Below are 12,148 nucleotides of genomic sequence, written 5' to 3'. Positions count from 1 at the left end.
GGCGGAAAGACGAGAGAAAACTACCGCAATTCTACCGAGGGCCCTTGTCGGACTGCACTGACGTCAACCCGAGGAAGTCCATGACCGGCGGCAGCACCGGTCCACCCAGCCACTGGATGGGCTTGCCGAAGGCGCCGATCAGCGTCACGTGGCTCAGGTTGTCGAACAGCTTCACCTCCACCGGCACGCCGGCGGCGCGCAGCGCGGCGGCCATCTGCAGGGTGTTGCGGTCGGGGTAGACCAGCTTGTCCTTCGAGGCCGCCATGAGCAGCGCGCGCGGCGACGCGGGCGTGACGTGCGCCAGCGGCTGCGAGTCGCGCGGCGTGTCCGGCCAGTTGAAGGCGGCCTGCGCCTGCGGGTCGCCGATGGGCAGGAAGTCGTAGGGGCCGGCCAGGCCGATCCAGCCCGCGAGCTGCTTCGGGCTGGCGCCGACCTCGCCCAGCCAGCGGGCGTCCAGCGCCACCATCGCGGCGTTGTAGCCGCCCGAGCTGTGGCCCATCACGTAGACCTGCTTCGGATCGGCGCCGAGCCGCTCGGCGTTGTCCAGCGCCCATTTGACGGCCAGCGCGCTGTCGCGCACGAACGCCGGGTAGGTGAAGGCGGGCGACAGGCCGTAGTCGGGCACCACCACCACCGCGCCGCGCGCGGCCAGCGCCTCGCCCACGAAGCGGTAGCTGGCGCGGTCGCCGGTGGTCCAGGTGCCGCCGAAGAAGAACACCACCAGCGGGCGCGCGCCCCGGGCCGGCGCCGTGGACGGCAGCGGCTGGTACACGTCGAGCACCTGGCGCGGCGCCTTGCCGTAGGCCAGGCCGCCCTGGAACTGGTAGGTGTCGGTGGGCACCAGCCCGTTGAGCACCTTGACGGGGGAGCAGGCCGACAGCGCGGCGGCGGTGGAGACGGAGAGGGCCGCAAAAGAGAAGCGAAGGGAACGGAAGGTCATCGTCACAGTACGCACGCCGCCGGCCGCCGGTTTCGTCAGATGGGAAGCTGCGTGGTCGACAGCACCTGCTTGAGAACGACGAAGGTGCGGATCTGCCGCACGCCCGGCAGGTAGAGCAGCTGCTCGGCATGCAGGCGGTTGAAGCTGTCGTTGTCGCGCGTGCGCACCAGCATGAAGTAGTCGAACTCGCCCGTGACCACGTGGCATTCGAGGCAGCCCGAGACCTTCTGCGCGGCCTTCTCGAAGTCGGCGAACGAGTCGGGCGTGGAGCGGTCGAGCACCACGCCGATCATCACGAGCATGCCCAGGTCGAGCGCGTCGGGGTCGAGCAGCGCGACGATGCCCTTGATGAGCCCGGCCTCCTTGAGCCGCTCCACCCGGCGCAGGCAGGCGGCGGCGCTCAGGTTCACCTTGGCGGCCAGCGCCACGTTGGAGAGCGAGGCGTCGCGCTGCAGGGTGCGAAGGATGGCGCGGTCGGTGCGATCGAGCTCCGGGGGGGAACGCAATTTTGTTGTGCCCATGCCTTGTTTTCCGGCTTGAAAGTTTCAACTCTGCCCATCGTGCCTTCTTTTGTTCCGATAAGCCAGAGAACTTCGCAAGCACGTTGCGAGCCCTTCTTCCTACGATTCAAGGCTTCAACCTCCTGGAGCCGCACCATGAACCTGAAGAAGTTTCCCCGCCACGCCCTGACCTTCGGCCCCTCGCCGATCCACCCGCTGAAGCGGCTGAGCGCGCACCTCGGCGGCAAGGTCGAGCTCTACGCCAAGCGCGAGGACTGCAACAGCGGCCTGGCCTTCGGCGGCAACAAGACGCGCAAGCTCGAGTACCTGATTCCCGAGGCGCTCGAGGGCGGCTACGACACGCTGGTGTCCATCGGCGGCATCCAGTCCAACCAGACGCGCCAGGTGGCCGCGGTGGCCGCGCACCTCGGGCTGAAATGCGTGCTGGTGCAGGAGAACTGGGTCAACTACTCCGACGCACTGTACGACCGGGTCGGCAACATCGAGATGTCGCGCATCCTGGGCGCCGACGTGCGGCTGGACGCGGCGGGTTTCGACATCGGCATCCGCAAGAGCTGGGAAGAAGCCATGGCCGACGTGCGCAAGGCCGGCGGCAAGCCGTTCCCCATCCCGGCGGGCTGCTCCGAGCACCCGCGCGGCGGGCTCGGCTTCGTGGCCTTCGCCGAGGAGGTGCGCCAGCAGGAAGCCGAGCTGGGCATCCGGTTCGACTACGTGGTGGTCTGCTCGGTCACCGGCAGCACGCAGGCCGGCATGGTGGTGGGCTTCGCGGCCGACGGCCGGGCCGACCGCGTGATCGGCATCGACGCCTCGGCCAAGCCGCAGCAGACCTTCGACCAGATCCTGCGCATCGCGAAGAACACGGCCGAGCTGGTCGAGCTGGGCCGCGACATCACCGAGAAGGACGTGGTGCTCGACCGCCGCTTCGGCGGCCCCGAATACGGGCTGCCGAACGACGGCACGCTGGAAGCCATTCGCCTGTGCGCGCGCTTCGAGGGCATGCTGACCGACCCCGTGTACGAGGGCAAGTCGATGCACGGGATGATCGAGAAGGTGCGGCTCGGGGAATTCCCGGCCGGCTCGAAGGTGCTGTATGCGCACCTGGGCGGGGTGCCCGCGCTGAACGCCTACAGCTTCCTGTTCCGCAACGGCTGAGCGGGCGCCCGGCCGGGCGGGTTCAGCTCGCGCGGCAGATCTTCAGCATGTTGGTGCCGCCGGGGGCACCCATGGGCTCGCCGCAGGTGATGGCGTAGACGTCGCCGGTCTGCACGATGCCGCGCTTCTTCAGGTGGGCCTCGGCCTGTTCGAGCGCGGTGTCGCGGTCGGTCTGCGAGTCCATCAGCAGCGGGCGCACGTTGCGGTACAGCGCCAGCTTGCGCTGCGTGGTCAGGCGCGAGGTCAGCGCGTACATGGGAATGTGCGCGCGGTGGCGGCTCATCCACAGCATGGTGGAGCCCGACTCGGTCAGCGCCACGATGGCCTTGGCGCCCAGGTGGTGCGCCGTGAACAGCGCGCCCATGGCGATCGACTGGTCGATGCGGCTGTAGGTCTTGCCGCTGAAGTCGGCGTCCAGCGTCTTGTCTTCCGCGGCCTCGGCGGCTTCGCAGATGCGGCTCATCTCCTGCACGGTTTCCAGCGGATAGCGCCCCGAGGCGGTCTCGGCCGAGAGCATCACGGCGTCGGTGCCGTCGAGCACGGCGTTGGCCACGTCGCTCACCTCGGCGCGGGTGGGCACGGGGTTGGTGATCATCGACTCCATCATCTGGGTCGCGGTGATGACCACCTTGTCCATGTCGCGCGCCATGCGGATCATCTTCTTCTGCAGCGCGGGCACCGCGGCGTTGCCCACTTCCACGGCCAGGTCGCCGCGCGCGACCATGATGCCGTCGCTGGCGCGCAGGATTTCTTCCAGGCGCGGAATGGCTTCGGCGCGCTCGATCTTGGCGATCATGCCGGGCTTGTGGCCGTATTCGGCCGCGGCCACGTTGCACAGCTGGCGCGCCATTTCCATGTCGGTGGCGTTCTTGGGAAAGCTCACGGCCACGTAGTCGGCCTGGAAGCTCATCGCGGTCTTGATGTCTTCCATGTCCTTGGCGGTCAACGCGGGGGCGGTGAGGCCGCCGCCCTGCTTGTTGATGCCCTTGTTGTTCGACAGTTCGCCGCCGAGCTTGACGGTGGTGAGCACCTGGTCGCCCTTGACGGCGTCGACCGTCAGCACGATGAGGCCGTCGTTCAGCAGCAGCTTGTCGCCGGGCTTCACGTCGCGCGGCAGGTCCTTGTAGTCGAGGCCGACGCAGTCGATGTCGCCGGGCTCGGTGCGCGAGGCGTCGAGCACGAACTTGGCGCCCGGCTCCAGCCAGACCTTGCCCTGCGCGAACTTGCCCACGCGGATCTTGGGGCCCTGCAGGTCGGCCATGATGGCCACTTCGCGGCCCGCCTTGCGGGCGGCTTCGCGCACCATGGTGGCGCGATCGATGTGGTCCTGCGCCGTGCCGTGGCTGAAATTCAGCCGCACCACGCTGACCTTGGCCTGGATCATCTGCAACAGCAGTTCAGGGGTGCTGGACGCCGGACCGAGCGTGGCAACGATCTTGGTGGCGTGGCGGGGGATGCGGTCCGTGCTCATGAGGGTAGTCTCCGTTTTGTATTCGCTACTGTATACACTTTGTGTGTCCGACGGAAGTCACCCGTGACGGGCTTTCGTCTCGCCGCCCGCCGCGCCGGCGATCAGGCGGCCGCGCGCTTGGCCAGGATTTCGAAGGCCGGCAGGGTCTTGCCCTCCAGCACCTCGAGGAAGGCGCCGCCGCCGGTCGAGATGTAGCCGACCTGCTTTTCGATGCCGTACTTGGCGATGGCCGCCAGCGTGTCGCCGCCACCGGCGATCGAGAACGCGCTGCTCTCGGCGATGGCCTGCGCAATGGCCTTGGTGCCGCCCGCGAAGGCGTCGAACTCGAACACGCCCACCGGGCCGTTCCAGACGATGGTGCCGGCTTCGCGCAGCTGCGCGGCCAGGATCGCGGCCGTCTTCGGGCCGATGTCCAGGATCAGGTCGTCGTCGGCCACGTCGTTCGCGTCCTTGACGGTGGCAGCGGCGTCGGCCGCGAAGGTCTTGGCCGTGACCACGTCCACCGGAATCGGCACGTCGGCGCCGCGCGCGCGCATGGCGTCGATCACCGCCTTGGCGTTGTCGACCAGGTCGGGCTCGGCCAGCGACTTGCCGATCTTCAGGCCCGCCGCCAGCATGAAGGTGTTGGCAATGCCGCCGCCGACGATCAGCTGGTCCACATTGGCCGACAGGCTCTTCAGGATGGTGAGCTTGGTGCTGACCTTCGAACCCGCCACGATGGCCACCAGCGGACGCTTGGGTTGCGCCAGCGCCTTGGTGATGGCGTCCATCTCGGCCGCCAGCAGCGGGCCGGCCGCGGCAATCCTGGCGAACTGGGCAATGCCGTAGGTGGTGGCTTCGGCGCGGTGGGCGGTGCCGAAGGCGTCGTTCACGTAGATGTCGGTCAGCGCGGCGAGCTTGCGCGCCAGGCCTTCGTCGTTCTTCTTCTCGCCCTTGTTGACGCGGCAGTTTTCGAGCAGCACGACCTGGCCGGGCTTCACGTCGACGCCGTCGACCCAGTTGGCGACCAGCGGAACTTCACGGCCGAGCAGTTCGCCCAGGCGCCTGGCCACGGGCGCCAGCGAGTCCTCGGGCTTGAATTCGCCCTCGGTCGGGCGGCCCAGGTGCGAGGTGACCATCACGGCCGCGCCGGCGTCCAGCGCGAGCTGGATGCAGGGCACGGAAGCGCGGATGCGCGTGTCTTCGGTGATGTTGCCTGCGTCGTCCTGCGGCACGTTGAGGTCGGCACGGATGAAAACGCGCTGGCCGGCGGCTTTGCCCTGTGCGCAGAGGTCGGTGAATCGAATGACGTTCATGGATCTGGAGGAGGTGGAAGACGGGTCGGCCTGCATTGTAGGTTTCGCCCCGCCGCGGCACTGCGCGCCTCTTGCCGTGTTCTGATGCTTTTCGGCCTTCCCCGGCCCTTCCCCGGCCCTTCCCCGGCCCTTCCCCGGCCCTTTCCCAGTCCTTCCCCGGTCCCGTCGCCCGCTCCTTGCGCTACCCCTTCGGCTGCGCCCTGGCGAAGCCCTCCAGGATCTCCACGAAGCTCGCCGCCGCCGGCGACAGGGTGCGCCGCGCCGCGCTGTAGACGCACACCTCGCGGTGGAAATCGGGCGATTCGAGCCGCACCATCTGCAGGCCGTGGGCGCGCACCAGCGGCGCGGAATAGGTCGGGCACACCGTGAGCCCGAGCCCCGAGGCCACCATGCCCAGCGCGGTCGTCATGTACGACACCTCCTGCGTGCCCGCGCGCAGCATGTACTCGCGCTCCTGCGCTCCCAGTTCGGGCAGCACGCGCTGGCGGAAGTCCCGCGTGGGCGCGATGAAGGTGTAGGGCGCCAGTTCGTGCCAGCGCACCTTGCGGCGCTTGGCAAAGGCGTGGTCCGGCGGGCAGATCAGCCAGTGCCGGTCGCGGAACAGCGTGCGGCGCTCGATGGCGCCGTCCACGGCCACGTCCTGCCCCACGGCCAGCTCCACGTCGCCGGCCATCACGCCCGCCAGCAGGTGCTCGGGCAGCGTGTCGGCCAGGCGCACGTCGACGTCGGGGTACTGCGCGCGGTAGACCGCGATCACGCGCGGCATCAGCGTGCAGGCCATGAGCTGCGGCGCCGCAAGCCGCAACAAGCCTTTCTTCTTGTCACGCAAATCCGTGACGCCGGCCACCGCGCTGGTGAGGTCGCCCAGCAGCCGGTGCACCGACGGCAGGAACTCGCGCCCCGCTTCGGACAGCTGCACGCTGCGCGTGTTCCGGTCGAGCAGCTGCACGCCCATTTCGCGTTCGAGTTCGCGCACCAGCACGCTGAGCGCCGACTGCGTGAGGTGCAGCTGCTGCGCCGCGGCGGTGAAGCTGCCGCTTTCGGCCACGGCGGCGAAGGCGCGCAACTGGCGCAGGGTGAGGTTCATATATATGGTTATTTCATCAATCGATGAATTAATTTCGATTGCATCATAAGACGCGGCATCGCCCAATCGCGGCTTACCGGAGACACGAGCCATGCCAACACCGCCACCGCCCATTCGCGGGCTGCACCACTTCGCCTGGCGCTGCCGCGACAGCGAGGAAACCCGCCGCTTCTACGAAGACCTGCTGGGCCTGCCGCTGGCCCACGTCATCAAGAGCGACCACGTGCCGAGCACCGGCGAGTACTGCCCCTACGTGCACATCTTTTTCCAGATGCGCGACGGCTCGTACATCGCCTTCTTCGACCTGGGCGACGATGTGGCCGCGCTGCCCTCGCCCAACACGCCGGCCTGGGTGAACCACATCGCGCTGCGCGTGGACGCGGTGGCCGACCTGCTGGCCGCCAAGGCGCGGCTCGAAGCCGCGGGCGTCGAGGTGCTGGGCGTGACCGACCACCACATCATCGAGTCGATCTACTTCTTCGACCCCAACGGCATCCGCGTGGAGCTGACCACGCCGACCGTGCCGCAGGCCGAGATGGACGCGCACGCCTTGCGCGCGCGCGCCGACCTCGACGCGTGGACCGTGCGCAAGGCGGGGCTTCGTGCCGCAGCCGCAGCATCGGAAGGCGCGCCGAATGTCTGAGCTGCAACTCGCCGTCATCGACGTGAAGCCCGGCGCGGCCATGGAGAGCCAGTCGGGCCTGCAGATGCTGCGCCCGCGCATCTACGGCGCCTTGCGCGCACCGCAGGGCCCGAAGAAGGTGGCGGCCATCGTGATGCACCCGACCAGCAACTTCATGGGCCATTACCTGATCGGCCCGCTGGCCGAGCGCGGCATCTGCTGCATGGGGCTGAACTCGCGCTTCGTGGGCAACGACACCGTGCTGCTGATGGAACGCGCCATCCAGGACCTGGGAGCCGGCGTGCAGCACCTGCGCGCGGCGGGCTACGAGAAGGTGTTTCTCGTCGGCAATTCAGGCGGCGCGGCGCTCGCGGCCTTCTACCAGGCGCAGGCCGAGAAGCTCACCGCCACGCACCTGCCCGACGGCGACCCGACGCACCTGCACCCGGGCGACCTGCCGCCGGTGGACGGCATCGCGCTGTGCGCCGCGCACCTGGGCCGCACGCGGCTCATGCGCGACTGGATCGACCCCTCGGTCACCGACGAGCACGACCCGCTCTCGGTCGACCCCGAACTCGACATGTACGACGCGCGCCACCGCGTGCCCTACGACAGCGAATTTCTCGCGCGCTTCAGCGCCGCGCAGAAGTCGCGGCTCGACCGCATCGAGCGCTGGGCCGTCGACCGGCTCGCGCTGCTGCGCCGCACCCCGGGCGCGCCGCGCGACCAGGCCTTCGTCATCTACCGCACGCACGCCGACCCGCGCTGCGTGGACCTGTCGCTGGACGCGAACGACCGGCTGCCCGGCAGCGTGTGGGGCGACGCGCGCCAGGTGAACTACTCGGCCAACGCGATGGGGCGCACCACCTCGCTGACCGCCTTCCTCTCGCAGTGGTCGTCGCGCTCGCAGGCCGACGGGCCGACCAACCTCGCGCGCACCACGGTGCCCAAGCTGCTGCTGACCTACACGGGCGACCAGTCGACCTTTCCGAGCACGCGGGACGCGTGGATGGCGGCGGGCGGCGCGCGCATCCGCAATGTCGACATCGTGGGCGGCAACCACTACCTCGCGGGACAGCCCGGGCTGGTGCCGAATGCGGCGGACGCCATCGCCGAATTCGCGCACGCGCTGTAAGCCTTCCTTCAGCCCCTTACAGAGCCATGGAAAACTTTGCATTCGCGCCGGCCTACGAACTGCCGAGCTGGCCGTTCACGCCGCCGCCCGAACTGGGCAGCACAACGCCCGTGCGCCACCCGATCGTGATCGTCGGCGCCGGGCCCTCGGGCCTCACGCTGGCCTGCGACCTCGCGCAGCGCGGCGTGCATGCCGTGCTGCTCGACGAGGACGACACCGTGGGCGTGCGCGGCGCCTCGTCGCGCGGCATCTGCTACGCGCAGAAGAGCCTGGAGATCTTCGAGCGCCTGGGCATCTACGAACGCATCGCGGCCAAGGGCATCACCTGGTCGTTCGGGCGCACCTTCTCGGGCGAGCAGGAGGTCTACAACTTCAACCTGCAGGCCAACAGCGTCTCCAGGCAACCGCCGTTCATCAACCTGCAGCAGTTCTACATCGAGTGGTTCCTGGTCGAGCGCATTCTCGCGCTCGGCCTGACCGACGTGCGCTGGAAGAGCCGCGTGACCCATGTCGAACAACTGGCCGACGGCGTGCGGCTGAGCATCGAGACGCCCGCCGGCAGCTACACCCTCGAGGCCGACCGGCTGATCGACGCCACGGGCGCCAACAGCCCGATCCGCACGCAACTGGGCATCGACACGCATTCCTCGCGCAGCACCGACCGCTGGTGCATCAGCGACGTGCGTTTCAAGAAGCCGCTGCCCACCGAGCGCTGGACCTGGGTCGACGCGCCCTTCAACGAAGGCCGCGGCGTGTGGCAGCACCTGATGGCCGACGGCGTGTGGCGCATCGACTACCAGATGCCCGAGGACTGCGACACGGCCACCATCAGCAAGCCCGAAGTGGCGGGCGCGCGGCTGCGCGAACAGCTCGGGCCCGACGTGGAGTTCGAGTTCGTGTGGATCGGCCCCTACGGCTACCGCGACCACCTGCTCGACAGCTTCCGCCACGGGCGCGTGTTCTTCATCGGCGACGCGGCGCACGTGGTGAGCCCGTTCGGCGCGCGCGGCGGCAACAGCGGCATCCAGGACGCGGCCAACCTCGGCTGGAAGCTCGCACTGGTGGCGCAGGGCCAGGCCGGCGACGCGCTGCTCGACAGCTACGACGCGGAACGCCAGCCCGCCGCACGGCAGAACCTGCAGGTGACGAGCCGCTCGGCACGCTTCCTCGCGCCGCGCTCGCCGGCCGAGCACACGCTGCGCCGCGCCGTGGTGGCGCTGGCGGCGCGCCATCCGTTTGCGCGCACGCTGGTGAACACGGGGCGCATGTCGGTCGCGAACGACTACCCCGTTGCACCCCAGTTGCCCGACGGCGGGCACACGGTGCAGAACCTGCCGCTGCGCTGGGCCGATGGCCGCGAGACCACGCTGATGCAGCTGCTGGCCGACGGCACGCAATGCATCGGGCTGTGGTGCATGCCGACACGCGCGCAGGCCGATGCGGCGCGCGAAGCCACGGCCTCGCTGCCGTTGCGCCTGCTGGCCATCGGCGACTACAGCGGAGACAACGGCGACAGCGGCGACAGCGGCCTGCCCACGCTGCAGGCCGACGACAGGCTGGCCGCCCACCTCTGCATCGGCGGCACGGGCGGCTTCGCGCTGGTGCGCCCCGACGCCTACCGCGCCGCGGTGCTGGCGAACGCCACGCCGCAATCCATCGCCTCTGCGCTGCGCACCGCGCTCGCCCTGGACATCGACCCCACGCCATGAATACCGAGCCCCGCATCCCCGACCCCGACGGCTTCTACGAAGCCCTGCTCGCCGCGCACGAGGGCCGCACCGAAGCCCGGAGCGCCGACCTCAACGCCCGCCTCGTGCTGCTGCTGGCCAACCAGTGCGCCGACCAGGACGTGCTGCTTGCCTGCATCCGGGCGGCGGCGGAAGAAGACCTCACGACAACCACCACCCCATGACCACGAACGTCTCCTTTGCTTCTGCCTCCGACACCCGCGAGCAGAAGCCCCGGCTGCGCGAGCTTGCGCCCGGTGTCCACGGCTACATCAGCGACTTCGATCCCAACTGCGGCTTCGTCGTCGGCGAAGAGCAGGTGGTGCTGATCGACACGCGCCCCACGCCGCGCATGGCGCGCGACTTTCTCGCAGCCATTCGCACGGTGACCGACAAGCCGATCAAGACCATCGTGCTCACGCACTACCACGCGGTGCGCGTGATGGGTGCGAGCGCCTTCGACGAGGTGGAGCAGGTCATTGCGAGCAACGGCACGCTCGACTGGATCCGCACGCGCGGCCAGGCCGACTTCGATTCGGAGGTGGGCCGCTTCCCGCGCCTGTTCGAGGGCGTGGAAGAGATTCCGGGCCTCACCTTTCCGACGATGAGCTTCCAGGGCGAGATGAGCCTGTGGCTGGGCCCGCGCCCCGGTACGGGCCGCGAACTGCGCCTGATGGCGCTGGGCCGCGGTCACTCGAGCGGCGACACCGTGGCCTGGCTGCCGGACTGCGGCGTGCTGTTCTCGGGCGACGTGGTCGAGAACCACTGCGGCGTGTACGCGGGCGACGCCTACATCGGCGACTGGGCCGGCACGCTCGACGCGGTGCGCGCGCTGAACCCGCGCGTGCTGGTGCCCGGGCGCGGCGCGGTGCTGCAGAACGAGGCCGCGTGCGCCGAGGCCATCGGGCTCACCAAGGCATTTCTCTCGACGTTGCTGGACAGCGTGAAGGCCGGCATTGCCGCGGGCGACACGCTCAAGGGCTGCTTCGCGCGCGCCGAAGCCGCGATGACGCCGCGCTTCGGCAACTGGCCCGTGTTCCAGCACGTGCTGCCCTTCGACGTGTCGCGCGCCTATGACGAGCTGCGCGGCATTGAACACCCCGTGGTGTGGACCGCCGAGCGCGACCGCGAGCTCTGGCAGGTCTTGCGCGGCGAATGAACTGAACCGATTTCAAGACAAGCAACGGAGACAAAAGACGATGAAACGATTCCTTCCCCTGGTGGCCGCGGCCCTGGCGCTGGCCACCTCTTTCGCCTCGGCGCAGCCCGCGGCCTACCCCACCCAGCCGATCAAGTGGATCGTGCCCTACTCCGCCGGCGGCGGCACCGACAACTTGGCGCGCGCGCTGGCCGAGGCGATGCAGCCGTCGCTCGGGCAGCCGCTCATCATCGACAACCGGCCGGGCGCCTCCACCAACATCGGCGTGTCCGTGATGATGCAGGCCAAGCCCGACGGCTACACGGTCATGCAGGCCGAGAACGCGGCGCTGCTGTTCAACGAGCACATGTTCGTCAAGCTGCCGTACAAGCCCGCGAGCGACTTCACCTACATCGGCACCATCGGGCGCTTTCCGGTGGCGCTGGTGGTGCACCCCGACTTTCCCGCCAAGACCGTGGCCGAGTTCGTGCGCTACGTGAAGGCCAACCCCGACAAGGTGAGCTACGCCTCGCCCGGCAACGGCTCGCCGCACCACATGGCGATGGAGCTCTTCAAGCAGAAGGCCGGCCTCACGATCACGCACGTGCCGTACAAGGGCGCCGCGCCGGCCATGACCGACGTGATGGGCGGGCAGGTGCCGGTGATGATGCTGGACCTGGCCTCCGGCCTGCCGATCATCAAGTCGGGCAAGGTGCGGGTGCTGGCCATTGCGCTGCCGCAGCGCGCGGGCGCCTTGCCCGACGTGCCGACCTTCGTGGAGTCCGGCTTCAGCGACGTCAATGCCTATGCTTTCCACGGCCTGATCGGCCCGGCCGGCATGCCGGCCGAGGCGGTGGCGCGGCTCAACAGCGAGCTGCACAAGGCGATGAAGGCACCGAAGGTGGTGAAGCTGTTCGCGGACTTCGGCTTCGAGGCGCTGCCCGGAACGCCGCAGGACTTCTACAAGCTCTCGCGCGCGGAGAGCGAGCGCTGGGGGCAGATCATCAAGACGGCCGGCGTGAAGCTGGACTGATCCCGCGCCGCCTCACATCGCCGAATT

At 69.1% G+C, this 12,148-nt stretch carries 12 protein-coding genes; 7 read left to right on the top strand and 5 right to left on the bottom strand.

The window, feature by feature from the left end; all coding sequences use genetic code 11:
* Positions 1 to 31: 31 nt before the first annotated feature.
* Both BM013_RS18445 and BM013_RS18440 read right to left on the bottom strand, forming a co-directional pair.
* On the bottom strand, positions 32 to 940 hold the full coding sequence (locus tag BM013_RS18445) for an alpha/beta hydrolase (RefSeq protein ID WP_093129082.1): 909 nt from the start codon (positions 938 to 940) through the stop codon (positions 32 to 34).
* Positions 941 to 975: 35 nt separating this feature from the next.
* A complete protein-coding gene (locus tag BM013_RS18440; RefSeq protein ID WP_093129081.1) occupies positions 976 to 1,461 on the bottom strand; it encodes an Lrp/AsnC family transcriptional regulator in 486 nt (161 codons plus the stop codon).
* Positions 1,462 to 1,596: 135 nt separating this feature from the next.
* Here BM013_RS18440 and BM013_RS18435 point away from each other — a divergent pair, with 135 nt between their 5' ends.
* Complete coding sequence (locus BM013_RS18435) at positions 1,597 to 2,613, top strand: 1-aminocyclopropane-1-carboxylate deaminase (RefSeq protein ID WP_093129080.1); 1,017 nt, start codon at positions 1,597 to 1,599, stop codon at positions 2,611 to 2,613.
* A gap of 22 nt (positions 2,614 to 2,635) precedes the next feature.
* On the opposite strand, the gene pyk is transcribed toward BM013_RS18435, so the two are convergent.
* The 3 genes from pyk to BM013_RS18420 all read right to left on the bottom strand — a co-directional run bounded on the left by pyk (position 2,636) and on the right by BM013_RS18420 (position 6,466).
* The gene (gene pyk / locus BM013_RS18430) at positions 2,636 to 4,084 is read right to left on the bottom strand and encodes a pyruvate kinase (RefSeq protein ID WP_093129079.1); all 1,449 of its coding nucleotides are present in this window, start codon (positions 4,082 to 4,084) and stop codon (positions 2,636 to 2,638) included.
* Between the two features lie 101 nt (positions 4,085 to 4,185).
* Positions 4,186 to 5,379, bottom strand: coding sequence for a phosphoglycerate kinase (locus BM013_RS18425; protein WP_093129078.1), 1,194 nt, complete (start codon positions 5,377 to 5,379; stop codon positions 4,186 to 4,188).
* 181 nt (positions 5,380 to 5,560) lie between these two features.
* Positions 5,561 to 6,466 (bottom strand): LysR family transcriptional regulator, encoded by a 906-nt coding sequence (locus tag BM013_RS18420; RefSeq protein ID WP_093129077.1) that lies wholly within the window; start codon positions 6,464 to 6,466, stop codon positions 5,561 to 5,563.
* Positions 6,467 to 6,557: 91 nt separating this feature from the next.
* On the opposite strand from BM013_RS18420, the gene BM013_RS18415 reads away from it, so the two are divergent.
* Genes BM013_RS18415 through BM013_RS18390 form a run of 6 tightly spaced genes read left to right on the top strand, consistent with a single transcriptional unit; the run spans position 6,558 to position 12,121 of the window.
* On the top strand, positions 6,558 to 7,109 hold the full coding sequence (locus BM013_RS18415; protein ID WP_093129076.1) for a VOC family protein: 552 nt from the start codon (positions 6,558 to 6,560) through the stop codon (positions 7,107 to 7,109).
* The gene (locus BM013_RS18410) at positions 7,102 to 8,223 is read left to right on the top strand and encodes an alpha/beta hydrolase family protein (protein ID WP_093129075.1); all 1,122 of its coding nucleotides are present in this window, start codon (positions 7,102 to 7,104) and stop codon (positions 8,221 to 8,223) included. Before BM013_RS18415 ends, BM013_RS18410 begins: the two co-directional genes overlap by 8 nt.
* 26 nt (positions 8,224 to 8,249) lie before the next feature.
* The gene (locus BM013_RS18405) at positions 8,250 to 9,932 is read left to right on the top strand and encodes an FAD-dependent monooxygenase (protein ID WP_093129074.1); all 1,683 of its coding nucleotides are present in this window, start codon (positions 8,250 to 8,252) and stop codon (positions 9,930 to 9,932) included.
* On the top strand, positions 9,929 to 10,135 hold the full coding sequence (locus BM013_RS18400) for a DUF2783 domain-containing protein (RefSeq protein WP_093129073.1): 207 nt from the start codon (positions 9,929 to 9,931) through the stop codon (positions 10,133 to 10,135). The genes BM013_RS18405 and BM013_RS18400 overlap by 4 nt, the downstream gene beginning before the upstream one ends.
* A complete protein-coding gene (locus tag BM013_RS18395; protein WP_093129072.1) occupies positions 10,132 to 11,109 on the top strand; it encodes an MBL fold metallo-hydrolase in 978 nt (325 codons plus the stop codon). The genes BM013_RS18400 and BM013_RS18395 overlap by 4 nt, the downstream gene beginning before the upstream one ends.
* Before the next feature lie 40 nt (positions 11,110 to 11,149).
* Positions 11,150 to 12,121: a Bug family tripartite tricarboxylate transporter substrate binding protein gene (locus BM013_RS18390; protein ID WP_093129071.1), complete on the top strand. Its 972-nt coding sequence runs from the start codon at positions 11,150 to 11,152 to the stop codon at positions 12,119 to 12,121.
* Positions 12,122 to 12,148 lie beyond the last annotated feature (27 nt).

The sequence above is a fragment of the Variovorax sp. OK605 genome, assembly GCF_900115445.1.
Lineage (GTDB): Bacteria > Pseudomonadota > Gammaproteobacteria > Burkholderiales > Burkholderiaceae_C > Variovorax.
Note: the sequence above shows the minus strand (reverse complement) of the source record. Positions and strands in the feature narration are given on the sequence as shown.